The sequence below is a fragment of the Spirochaetota bacterium genome, assembly GCA_017999915.1.
In the GTDB taxonomy this organism is placed as follows: domain Bacteria; phylum Spirochaetota; class UBA4802; order UBA4802; family UBA5550; genus RBG-16-49-21.
Map to the genome: position 1 here is coordinate 17,167 of JAGNKX010000024.1, position 11,209 is coordinate 28,375.

The following is an 11,209-nucleotide window of genomic DNA, read 5'->3' on the forward strand; positions in this document are numbered from 1 at the left end:
GGGTGGGGGTGGTCATGTTTTTATAGTGTTAATATTATAAATCACCCTCCCCTGTCCCCTCCCATCAAGGGAGGGGGATTATGGGAAGATTCTTTTTACGCCGTCTCCTTCTCCTTCACGCCGAAGCCCAGGATCAGCACCGTGAGCACCGCCAGGGCCCCGCCGAAGATGAAGGGGGATCCCGGATGGGCCGTGAAGAGGAGGCCGGCGATCACGCTGGCCGGAAGGAGGCCGATGCCGATGATGGTGTGATAAAAGCCGAGGGCCGTGGCCCGGGAGTTCTCCGGGGCGATGTCCGCCACGAAGGCCTTTTCCACCCCTTCCGTCATGGCGTAGTAGAGGCCGTAGAGGGGCCAGAAGATCCAGAGGAGAAAGCCGGTGGACGGGGTGATGAACCCGAAGGCGATGTACACGGCGGCGTACAGGAGATAGCCGGCGATGAGGAGCTTCTTCCTGCCGATCCTGTCCGACAGCGATCCGAAGGCCGAGGAAAGGGACGAGGTGGTGAAGTTAAAGATGACATACATCAGGATGACCGTGGAAAGCATGTAGCCGAGGTCCATGCTCCGGAGGAGGAGAAACTGGTTCGACGAGTTGCCCAGGGTGAAGAGGAACTGGGCCAGGAAAAAGATGCGCAGGTTCCTGTCATATTTCCTGATGTCCAGATTCGGCTTCGGCCTGTCGTTCCCTTTCTTTCCGGAACCGGCGGTTTCCCTGGCGAAAAAGAGGAACAGCACACCGATGAAGGCCGGTATGATGGAAATGAGAAAGAGAGTATAGAAGGCGTCCAGGTCCCTGACGGTTTTCGTCACCGGGTCCATGAAGCGCTCCACCAGGAAATAGCATATCAGGGTGCCCAGGAAGGCGCCGGCGAAATCCATGGCCCGCTGGAACCCGAAGGCCTTTCCCTGGAGCTCCTTCGGCATCGATTCCGAGATGAGGGCGTCCCGCGGGGCGGTGCGGATCCCCTTCCCCACCCGGTCGAAGAACCGTGACAGGAGCACCAGGGCCCATCCGGCCGAGGCGGCAAAGAGGAGCACCTTGGCCACAGCGGAGAGCGAATATCCCGCAATGGCCGGGGCCTTCCGTTTCTCCATCCTGTCGGAATAGTAGCCGGCGACTACCTTGAGGAGGCTCGCCGTGGATTCGGCGACGCCCTCGATGATCCCCAGGACTGGCCCCAGGAGGGCCTTCTGCGACGCCATGATCACCGCCACGAAGGCCTGTATCAGGGGGTAAATCATCTCCGAAGAAACATCGGTGAAGAACGACGTGAACCCGGTGAGGACCACGTTCCGGTTGTACCTGATCGATCCTGATTGATTTGTCTCTTTATTCATAATCTTCAAAAAGTCTCCTGTCTGTGCTGTTCAAACCCTGGAATTTTTCCATGAACTTCCGTTCAGGTCTGATAAATTTTAGTGTATAAGATAGTTTTATCTGTCAATTATTTTACATTTGAACAGGGATGGAGGCCCCTGAAAAAAAATGGAACTTTTTAGCCAAAGAGCAAGGTCCTAAGATCATAACAGAGCAAAGGTAATACCATGAACACAAAGAAAAGCCCTTTAGCTTCGATCATATCAGTGTGCCTTCTTTTTCTGCTGATAACCCTTGGCCAGGGAAGCGGTTCCAGCCAGTCGGCCATGGCCCGGGGCGAGGAAAAGGCGGAAGCCTCGCAGGAAATTCTCAAAACCATGCCTCTAACCATGCCGAAGGATTATTCCGACGAGGAGATCGACCGCATGCTGGAGGACATACAGGAGGTCGATGATTCGGCCGACATCGAAGGGGCGGCTGACGGCGCCAGGCCCGATATCTCCGGCGAGGACAAGGCCCTCGGTGAAAAGATAAAACAGGACCCCGAACCCTATGCCGACGATTTTAAGAGCGTCCTCTGGCTCAACGCCCACCCCTGGGTGGTCTGGTATATCTGCTCCGATTACGAGTGGCTGGAGGCCCATCCCCGCATAGCGGCCCGGATCTATCTCAATTATGGATTCTGGCACCGGTACCCGAGGATCGCCTACATCATCGTCTGCAACAGGCCTTTTCTCAACAGGTACCCCGGGATTGCGATGGTGGTGTACGACGACGACCTCTGGTTCCTCGACCATCCCTTTGTCGCCAGGGAGGTGTACCGGAATTATCAGTTCTTCCACCGCCATCCCCACCTGTATGAACGCTACTACCGTCACAGGGAATGGATGCTCCGGCACCCCGGTGTAGCCAGGATAGCCTATCCCGACCGGGCCCTGTACAGGAATCACCCGGAATACCTGGAGCGCGCCTACGAGTACAGGCGCATGGCGGTGCGCGACCGCCTGATCCGCGACACCCATATGCAGAAGATGCAAGAGCGGATGAAGTTCGGCGCGGCATATCACAGGCCCGAGGGGAGCAGGCCCAATACCAACCGGAGGCCCGGCGGCGGCCATGAACCCGATCATCAACAGGGAGCCGACCACCGGCAGATCCGCGGCAACGGCAGACCCGACAGGCTCATCAGGCAGGGCGAGACCTACAAGCCTGACAGGAACAACCGCCACGGAGCGCGGCCCGAAGGAACTATCAGCAACAAGGGAACCGGCCTTGTCGACGGCCAGCGCGGCAGGAGGGGCCCCGACGGCGGCGCCAGACCGCAGGGCCCGCAGGGCGAGAAGGGAAAAGGCGGCGGCGAAAGACGCCGTTGATTCAGACCGGGGCGGATAAAAATCCACCCCCTGCGTTTACACGTATATCAGCCTCACCGGCGGCCCTATCTCGGCCACAAGCTTCTTTTCAGCCTCATACATATCGCCGTCGATGGTGTACAACATTTTTTTCCCGCTCGTGATGACAGCTTTTTTCCCGATAGAATCAAATACATAGGGATGGTGAACCGGCTTGCCCGTCTTGATCTTTACGAGATTCCTGACGATGTCCGAGGCCTGGCACCCCACGGAGAGGATATGGAAGGTCCCGTCCTGCTCATAGGCCCGGTGCATCGGCTTGAACCCGATGCCGATATCGTCGACGGTGGTGGCGATGACCGCGATGAAGTCATGGTGCGGCACCGTGTTGCCGTCCACCGTAACGGTGCAGTCCAGGCGGTCGAAGAGGGTTCCCACGTCGCCGCCCACGGTGACGCCCTTCACCGCCTTCCAGATGGTCTTCACCGCCTTGGCCGGGCCGGTCCCCTCCCCCTGGTAGTATTCATTGAGAAAATTCGCCGTCATGCCCACGCCGAAGATGAAGCCATACCTGTCGCCGATGCGGATGGTGTCCCGGGTGAAGGTCTTCGGGGTCCCCTTGGCCTTCAGCACCGCCACCAGGCGCTTCATTATATCCGCCGGGTTTCCCTTGAGATTGATGGTGCGCGACTGGGTGTTCATGGTGCCGGCCCTGAGGTGCAGGAGCGCCGGCACCGGCTCCTTCTTGTACAGGTTTATCATCCGGGAAAGGACGTGGTGGGCCGTGCCGTCCCCGCCGCAGACGGCCACGGAGGGGATTCCCACCTTCTTGAAATCCCTGATCACCGCATCGACCTCGGCGAGGCTGTTGGTCAGCCTGATGTCGGCGTATCCCTCGGAAACGCCGGTGAAGAACCGGAGGGGATCGATATTCATTTTTTTCACGCCCCGCGCATGGGGGTTGATGATGAGTCCGACTTTATCCATAGAAACTCTCGCTGATCACTAAAAATTCCGGCCCGTCACATTAAACGGCTCCGGAGATCATTCTCCACTGTCGTTGTCCCTGCCTTCAAGCCTTTTAAGTATCAGGTAGCTCCCGATCCCGACCAGCATCATGAGTAACAGGAACACGGGATAGGCCACCTTCCAGTTTTCCGACCCCGTCATCATGCTCCATTCGGACATGCCGCCGATGCCGGAGAGAAGGGTCATGGGCATGAAGATCGTCGTGATCATGGTCAGGCGCCTGACGACCCGGTTGGTCCTGTTGGCCGCCATGGACATCCGGGTATTCATCATCGACAGGTACATTTCCATGAAGCTTGATATCATCTCCCGGTATATCTCCGCCTCTTCGAAGAATTTCGACAGGTGGTCGTAGATGTCGCGGAATTCGTAGATAGACTTTTCATTGATGAAACGGGAATCCTTCCGGCAGATCTTCACCAGTATCTCCCGCTCATGGATGATGCTTTTACGCAGCATGAGGAGGCTCCTTCTCAGGCGCATCAGCTCTTCAGGCCTGAAAAGAGCGATCTCGTCGATAATGCGCTCCTCGATCCCGTCAAGCTCGTCCCGCAGGGACCCGATGGTTTCGAATTTCTGGTCCACCAGGTAGTCCATGATCACGTGGAGGAGATAATCGGGGCCCTGGAGCACGTTCTCCCGGTCAAGGCCCGCCATCTGCTCCAGCCGGTCCAGGAAATTCGGGTCGCCGTGGATGTTATGGCTCACCAGGATTAGAAAGTTCTTTCCCAGGAAAAGGTCAACCTCGTTGATAAAAAGCTCCCTGGATTCGTAGTTGAACTTGTTGAAAAGGATAAAGGTGTTGGTGGGATAATCCTCGATTTTCGGGATCTGCTCGTCGTCAAGGCAATCCTCTATGGCGAGGGGATGGATGCCGAAGGGCGCGGCGAGGGCCTCCAGGTCTTCCCGGGCCGGATCAAGGAGGTTGAGCCACAGGTATCCGCCGTCCCCGAGCGTCTTCAGCGCGGAGTCCAGGTCGGGAACCGCGACGGGAGTACCGTCGGGGGGAACGTGAAAAAAAGATTTGGTTGACGCCATAGACGCGCTCATGGCACTATAATCAGGAACAATTAAAATAAATCAAGAATTTATGGTGATCGGCCCGCCATTAATTCGGAGCCGTCTCACCGGCGGCGACCGTCGCGTCCAACCGCGGGACCGCCGTCACATTACACCCGGGGCGCCGGCATATATGGCATACACCTTTCTCAACCTCACCACCCTGCGGACCTTCTCCTGCGATGATGAAGAGTGGCTTGCCTGTCTCGAGCGGGCCCGCGCCGCCGGATGGGAGGAGGAAGGCACGGCCTTCGACTTCGAATGCGAGGTGGATGACGCCTATGACCCCATGGTGGACTATCTCTACAACCTGCTGCTGATTTTTTACGTGTCCAGGGACATGCTGGAATGGAACGGGAACTACATCGACAAAAAGAACCAGGTGGTGTCCGAGAGCGACGCCTACTACCTGATGCAGGCCCTTGAAAAGGATTGGCCCTCCCCTGACCGCAGCTTCCTCGATTTTCTGAACAGCGGTCCCGTCCGGATACTCAGGGACTGAGGCCCCGCGGGCCTTTACCGCTTGTCGATGACGCTCCGCACCTTTCCCTCGGAATAGAGGACGAGCGTGTTCTGCTCCACGAAGGTGATCCTGGCGACGCAGCCCAGCTCGCGCTCCATCGTCACGCCGATGGAGTTCTTCAGCGAAAGGAGCTTTTTCACCTCGTCGTCGAACATCTTGTCCAGGACCTCCACCTGGATCTCCATGACGTCCTCGCCCTCCACGTCCTCGATGACGATCTGGAAGCGGGGATCGAAGCCGGTCGCCCTTTTCAGCGCCTCGCCGACCTGGGTCGGGAACACGTTGATGCCGTTGATGACGACCATGTCATCGGACCGGGCCCCGACCCGGCGCATGCGGAGGGTCGTCCGGCCGCAGGGGCACCGCTCCTCGATGATCGACGTAAGGTCGCCGGTGCGGTAGCGGATGAGGGGGAATCCCTCCCTGGTTATGGTGGTGATGACCAGCTCCCCCTCCTCGCCGTGGGGCAGGGGCTCCCAGGTGAGGGGGTCGATGATCTCCACGATATAATGGTCCTCGTTGATGTGGAGGCCGTTCCTCTCGGCGCATTCCCCGGACACGCCGGGGCCCATCATCTCGTTGATCCCGTAAATATTGAAGGCCGAGAGATGGAGCCGCTCCTCGATCCGGGACTTGGTCTCCTCTCCCCACGGCTCCGCGCCGAAGAGGCCGGTCTTCAGGTTGAGCTCGTCGGGATGGATCCCCATCTCGCGGAGGTTGCTGGCGATGCGCAGGGCGTAGCTGGGGGTCGACAGGAGCACCGTGGTCTTGTAGTCCTTCATGATGTGGATCTGCCGCTGCACGTTGCCCGACTGCGACGACGGGATGACCGACGCGCCGATCTTCTCAGCGCCGTAATGGAGGCCGAACCCGCCGGTGAACATGTTGTAGTCGAAGGCGATCTGCACGAAGTCGTTGTCCGTGACGCCCGCGCCGGCGAGGACCCGGGCCACGAGCTCGGACCAGTGGAGGATGTCGTTCCTGGTATAGCCGATGGCGATGGGGATGCCGGTCCTGCCGGTGGTGGAATGAATGCGCACGATGTCCCTGAGGGGCACGGCGAACATGTTGTAGGGATAGCTTTTCCTCAGGTCCTCCTTCGTGGTGAAGGGGAGCCGCCTCATGTCGTCTATGCTTCGGATCGTCCCGATGTCGATCTTGTTCTCGTCGAAGGAATCCTTATAGAAGGCGACGTTGCGATAGACCCTGTTCAGGGTGCTCTGCAGCCGCTCGACCTGGAGCTGCACCAGCTCGTCGCGCGGCATCGATTCATACTTGGCGTTGTAGATCATGGCATCCCCCTCCCATTATTTACTCGCTGATACTCCGATAATCCTTACCCAGGTAGGCCCGCTGCACGTCGTTGTTGTTCAGCAGCTCCTCGGACGTGCCCTCCAGGACCATCTGCCCGGTCTCGATCACGTAGCCGCGGTCGGCGATTCTCAGGGCCGCGCGCGCGTTCTGCTCCACCAGCAGGATCGTGTTGCCCGCGTCGCGGAGCTTCCGTATCTCCTCGAAGATGCCCTTCACGATGATCGGCGCCAGTCCCATGGAGGGCTCGTCGAGCATGATGAGCCTCGGCCTGGCCATGAGGGCCCTGCCGATGGCCAGCATCTGCTGCTCGCCCCCCGAGAGGGTGCCGCCCAGCTGGCGCTCCCGCTCCCTGAGGCGCGGGAACATCGCGAATATGACGCCGAGCTCCGCGTCAAGGTCGATGCGCCGGTCGCCGCGGAGGCGGGTATAGGCCCCCAGCACCAGGTTTTCCCGCACCGTCATGGTGCTGAAGACCAGGCGCCCCTCCGGCACGAGGGAGCACCCGGCGGCGACGATCTTTTCCGGCGCCACGGCGGATATCTCCCCGCCGTTGAAGACGATCTCGCCCTCCAGGGCCGGGACGATCCCCGCCACGGTGCTCAGGAGCGTGCTCTTCCCGGAGCCGTTCCCGCCGATGATGGTCACGATCTCCCCGGGATTCACGTGGAGGGATACCCCCTTCAGCACCCTGAGGCTGCCGTAGCCCGAATAGAGGTTCCGTATCTTAAGCATCTTCTTCCCCCAGGTAGACGCGGATCACCTCGTCGTTCTTCTGGATGTCAACGGGCACGCCCTCGGCGATCTTCTTCCCGGAGGAAAGCACCACGATCTCGTCGGATATGTTCATGACCAGGGACATGTCGTGCTCGATGACCAGCACGGTGATGCCCTTTTCCCTGATCTTCCGTATCATGTCGGATATCTGGGCCGTCTCGTAGATGTTCAGCCCCGCCGCGGGCTCATCCAGGAGAAGGAGCGACGGCTCCGTGGCCAGGGCCCTGGCTATCTCGACGATCCGCTGCTTGCCGAAGGCGAGGCTCGTCGCCTCCTGCTCGGCCAGGTCGCCGATCCCCATCATCGCGAGAAGCTCCATGGAGCTCTCCCTGATGGCGCGCTCCTCTTTCCTCGACTGGGGAAGGTGGAGCATGGCCTGTATAAAGCCGGCGCCGCTCCGAATGTGCCTACCGATCATGACGTTCTCCAGGACGGTCATGTGCGAAAAGAGCTTGATGTTCTGGAAGGTGCGCGAGACCCCGTGCCGCGCGATCCGGTACGGCGGCAGGTTGTGGATCGGGACGCCGCCGATAAAGGCCTCCCCCGCGTCGGGCGCCAGGGACCCGGCGATGAGGTTGAAGAGCGTGGTCTTGCCGGCGCCGTTGGGGCCGATGACCGCCTTGATGGCGTTCCGCTCGACATCGAAGGAGACCCCGTCGACTGCCCTGAGGCCGCCGAAGGAGCGGCACATGTCATGTATCTGGACGTAGCTCATTTTTTGTCACCGGAGCCTGATCTTTTCCTCAACCGGGCCGCGGCGCGGCCCAGGATGCGGGCGTTCTCCATTTTTAATAAGCCCTCGGGAAAGAAAAGCATGATCACTATGAGTATGCTCCCGAAGACGAATTCGTCGTAGGTGCCGAAATATCCCCGCAGCGACAGGTAGTTGAGCACGACGCCCATGAGGAGCGCCCCCCAGAGGTTCGCCATGCCCCCCACCGCCACGATGGCCACATAGGTGACCGATTTCATCACGTCCGCCTCGGACGGCCCCACCCCGCCGTTGAAATGGGTGAGGAACACCCCTGCCACGCTGGCGAACACGGCCGAGAGGACGAACACGAAGAGCTTGTAGCGCCCAGTGTCCACGCCCATGGCGTTGGCCGCCTCCTCGCTCCCGTGGATCGAGCGGAGGGCCCGACCCACCCGGGAGTCGATCAGGTTCATGAGGAGGACCACCCCCACGACCACCAGGAACGACGCTATGTAAAAGTTCTGCACCCGCAGGGCCGGGTCGCCGCACACGGTAAGGCCGCCGATGATCCGGAAGGGCGGAATATCGGAGATGCCGTCGGCCTCTCCGAACACGCGTGCTCCCAGCACGATGCGGTACACGATGATGCCGAAGCCCAGGGTCGCCATGGCCAGGTAATGGCCCTTGAGCTTGAGGATCGGTATGCCGATCAGGAAGGCCACGGCCGCGGTCAGAACCACGGCGGCCGCCAGGGACACCCAGGGGGAAAGGTGCTCTATGCTGCTTCCGTAGGTGTTCGTTTCCACCACCGTGAGGCCGATATTTCGCGCCGCCTCCACGATGGCGCTGTCCTTGATGTCCATGAGGTTGCGGGTGGTGAGCACCGCAGTGGTGTAGCCGCCCATGGCGAAAAATGCGGCGTGTCCCATGGATATCTGTCCCGCGTACCCCATGAGGACCGTGAGGCCCAGGATCACCAGGCAATAATACGCGGCCATGGTGAGCTGGGTAAGGTAGAATTCGCGGCCCATCAGCGAGACGACGACCTGGAACAGGATGATGCCGGCGATAAGGCCGAGGACCGGGATATGCTTTTTCATGGCCTTTAAAATTCCTTGAGCTCCGCCGCTTCCCGCACGCCCAGGAGACCGCTCGGCTTGACAAAGAGGATGATCAGGAGAATGGCGATGGCGATGGCGTCCTTGTAGGCCAGGGGCATCACGCTTATGCTGAAGGCTTCCAGGAGCCCGATGATGATGCCGCCGATGATGGCGCCGGTGCTGTTGCCCAGCCCCCCCAGGATGGCCACGGTGAAGCCCTTGATGGCGAGGGAGGTGCCGCAATCGTACTGGGTCTGGGTGATGGGGGAAATGACGCACCCCGCCAGGGCGCCGATGGCGGCGCTCAGCATGAAGGACATGGTGACCATGTTCCGCGTGTTGATGCCGCAGAGCCGGGCCGCGGTGATGCTGGACGCGCAGGCCCGCATGGACCGGCCCGTCAGGGTGAACTTGAAGAAGGCCCCCAGGAAGGCGACGATCACGGCGGAGACGCCCAGGACCCATAGCACCTGCGGCGAAATATAGGCGCCCAGCAGGTTGATGGAAGTGACCTCGTTGCCGGTGAAATAGGGAAGGGACCGGACCTTCTCGTCCCATATGTGGAGCGCGATCTCCCGGATCACGATGGAAAGGCCGATGGTGACGATGATCATGTTGAGGACCGAGGGGCTTTTCAGCCGCCGGATGATGAAAAAGTCGATGAGGGCGCCCACGAAGGAGGTGATGACCACCGCGGCCAGGATGGCGGCGGGGAGCGGCATGAAAGCCGAAAGGGTGATGGCGGTCATGCCGCCGAGCATGACGAACTCCCCCTGGGCGAAATTGATTATGCCCGTCGTGTTGTAAATGATATTGAAGCCGATGGCCACAATGGCGTAAATGCTGCCGTTGGTTATGCCGGAAAGGATATATTGTAATAAGTGCTCAGGGGACATGATAAAGCCAACGCGGGAAGGCGAAAGCCGCCTCCCCGCTGGTATAAAATTTCTTACTCGTATTTTACGAACTTGCCGCCCTTAACGGTGAGCACATCAAAGGCGTTTATGTCAAGTCCATTGTGATCCTGCGGTGAAAAATTGAATACGCCGGCGGTCCCGGCGAGGCCCTTCATGTTCTCGATCGCGTCGCGGACCTTCTCCTTGTCCGCGCCGGCCTTCTTGATGGCCTCGACCAGGATAAGGAGCGCGTCATAGCCATGGCCGCCGAAGGTGCTGGCGTCCTCGCCGTACTTCGATTCATAGTCCTTCTTGTATTTCATCAGCAGGGCCTTCTGGGGATGGTTCTCCGGCAGCGAATCCGCTATGAGGAGCCTGCCGCTGGGGAAGATGATCCCTTCGGCCGCCTCGCCCGCTTCCTTGACGTACTTGATGTTCCCGAAGCCGTGGCTCTGGAACAGGGGCACCGCCATGTTGAGCTGCTTCATGTTCTTGGCGACGATGGACTGGGCCGGCACGATGGACCAGTTCACCACGGCCTGCACGTTCTTTCCCTTGAGCTTCGTGAGGACGCCGGTCAGGTCCGTGGCCTTCTTGTCGTAGACCTCGCTGATCAGGATCGTTATGCCCCTGGCCGGGGCCAGCTTCTCCAGCTGTTCCTTGCCTGCCACGCCGAAGCCGTCGTTGCTCGACACGACTCCGATCTTCGTGATGCCTTTTTTCTTCATCACCTCAAAGATCTTCTCGGCGGCGTGGCTGTCCTTCTGCGGCGACTTGAACACGTATTTCGCCACCGGGTTCACGATCAGCTCGGCCGCGGCGCAGGAGACGAGGACCGTCTTTGCGTCCTCGCAGATGGACTTGATCTTCATCGTTTCGCCGCTGGTGGACGGCCCGACAATGGCGAAGACCTTGTCTTCCTCTATGAGCTGCTTGGCGAAGGATATCGCCTTTTCGGGGTTCCCCGCGGAATCCTTGATGATCAGCTTGAGCTGCTTGCCGCCGATTCCGCCGTTATTGTTTATGTCATCGATCATCATCTGGGCAGTCTTCGCCTCGGGGGCGCCCAGGAACGACGCCGGGCCGGTCACCGCGAAGATCGCGCCGATCTTGATGGTCTCACCGCTCTGCTTTTTGCATGAAAACGC

11 protein-coding genes are annotated in these 11,209 nt (G+C 59.8%); 2 read left to right on the forward strand and 9 right to left on the reverse strand.

The window, feature by feature from the left end:
* Window positions 1–95: 95 nt before the first annotated feature.
* The gene (locus KA369_23230) at window positions 96–1,340 is read right to left on the reverse strand and encodes an MFS transporter (GenBank protein ID MBP7738902.1); all 1,245 of its coding nucleotides are present in this window, start codon (window positions 1,338–1,340) and stop codon (window positions 96–98) included.
* Between the two features lie 207 nt (window positions 1,341–1,547).
* On the opposite strand from KA369_23230, the gene KA369_23235 reads away from it, so the two are divergent.
* Window positions 1,548–2,693 (forward strand): hypothetical protein, encoded by a 1,146-nt coding sequence (locus KA369_23235; protein ID MBP7738903.1) that lies wholly within the window; start codon window positions 1,548–1,550, stop codon window positions 2,691–2,693.
* A gap of 36 nt (window positions 2,694–2,729) precedes the next feature.
* On the opposite strand, the gene KA369_23240 is transcribed toward KA369_23235, so the two are convergent.
* Together KA369_23240 and KA369_23245 are read right to left on the reverse strand one after the other, a co-directional pair.
* A complete protein-coding gene (locus KA369_23240; protein ID MBP7738904.1) occupies window positions 2,730–3,659 on the reverse strand; it encodes a hypothetical protein in 930 nt (309 codons plus the stop codon).
* A gap of 57 nt (window positions 3,660–3,716) precedes the next feature.
* Complete coding sequence (locus tag KA369_23245) at window positions 3,717–4,739, reverse strand: magnesium transporter CorA family protein (GenBank protein MBP7738905.1); 1,023 nt, start codon at window positions 4,737–4,739, stop codon at window positions 3,717–3,719.
* A 154-nt stretch (window positions 4,740–4,893) separates the two neighbouring features.
* Here KA369_23245 and KA369_23250 point away from each other — a divergent pair, with 154 nt between their 5' ends.
* A complete protein-coding gene (locus KA369_23250; protein MBP7738906.1) occupies window positions 4,894–5,262 on the forward strand; it encodes a hypothetical protein in 369 nt (122 codons plus the stop codon).
* Window positions 5,263–5,276: 14 nt separating this feature from the next.
* On the opposite strand, the gene KA369_23255 is transcribed toward KA369_23250, so the two are convergent.
* The 6 genes from KA369_23255 to KA369_23280 form a co-directional block, all read right to left on the reverse strand.
* Window positions 5,277–6,575: a phenylacetate--CoA ligase gene (locus KA369_23255; protein ID MBP7738907.1), complete on the reverse strand. Its 1,299-nt coding sequence runs from the start codon at window positions 6,573–6,575 to the stop codon at window positions 5,277–5,279.
* A gap of 19 nt (window positions 6,576–6,594) precedes the next feature.
* A complete protein-coding gene (locus tag KA369_23260; GenBank protein MBP7738908.1) occupies window positions 6,595–7,329 on the reverse strand; it encodes an ABC transporter ATP-binding protein in 735 nt (244 codons plus the stop codon).
* Window positions 7,322–8,086, reverse strand: a complete 765-nt coding sequence (locus tag KA369_23265) for an ABC transporter ATP-binding protein (protein ID MBP7738909.1) — start codon at window positions 8,084–8,086, stop codon at window positions 7,322–7,324. Before KA369_23265 ends, KA369_23260 begins: the two co-directional genes overlap by 8 nt.
* On the reverse strand, window positions 8,083–9,165 hold the full coding sequence (locus tag KA369_23270; GenBank protein MBP7738910.1) for a branched-chain amino acid ABC transporter permease: 1,083 nt from the start codon (window positions 9,163–9,165) through the stop codon (window positions 8,083–8,085). Before KA369_23270 ends, KA369_23265 begins: the two co-directional genes overlap by 4 nt.
* 5 nt (window positions 9,166–9,170) lie before the next feature.
* A complete protein-coding gene (locus tag KA369_23275) occupies window positions 9,171–10,061 on the reverse strand; it encodes a branched-chain amino acid ABC transporter permease (protein ID MBP7738911.1) in 891 nt (296 codons plus the stop codon).
* 53 nt (window positions 10,062–10,114) lie between these two features.
* The coding region (locus KA369_23280) for an ABC transporter substrate-binding protein (GenBank protein MBP7738912.1) at window positions 10,115–11,209 on the reverse strand (1,095 nt) is incomplete at its 5' end.

Coding starts and splice junctions, on each gene's coding strand:
- KA369_23270 (MBP7738910.1), bottom strand. CDS start 9,165: ATGAAAAAGCATATCCCGGTCCTCGGCCTTATCGCCGGCATCATCCTG.
- KA369_23240 (MBP7738904.1), bottom strand. CDS start 3,659: ATGGATAAAGTCGGACTCATCATCAACCCCCATGCGCGGGGCGTGAAA.
- KA369_23265 (MBP7738909.1), bottom strand. CDS start 8,086: ATGAGCTACGTCCAGATACATGACATGTGCCGCTCCTTCGGCGGCCTC.
- KA369_23250 (MBP7738906.1), top strand. CDS start 4,894: ATGGCATACACCTTTCTCAACCTCACCACCCTGCGGACCTTCTCCTGC.
- KA369_23260 (MBP7738908.1), bottom strand. CDS start 7,329: ATGCTTAAGATACGGAACCTCTATTCGGGCTACGGCAGCCTCAGGGTG.
- KA369_23235 (MBP7738903.1), top strand. CDS start 1,548: ATGAACACAAAGAAAAGCCCTTTAGCTTCGATCATATCAGTGTGCCTT.
- KA369_23245 (MBP7738905.1), bottom strand. CDS start 4,739: ATGGCGTCAACCAAATCTTTTTTTCACGTTCCCCCCGACGGTACTCCC.
- KA369_23230 (MBP7738902.1), bottom strand. CDS start 1,340: ATGAATAAAGAGACAAATCAATCAGGATCGATCAGGTACAACCGGAAC.
- KA369_23255 (MBP7738907.1), bottom strand. CDS start 6,575: ATGATCTACAACGCCAAGTATGAATCGATGCCGCGCGACGAGCTGGTG.
- KA369_23275 (MBP7738911.1), bottom strand. CDS start 10,061: ATGTCCCCTGAGCACTTATTACAATATATCCTTTCCGGCATAACCAAC.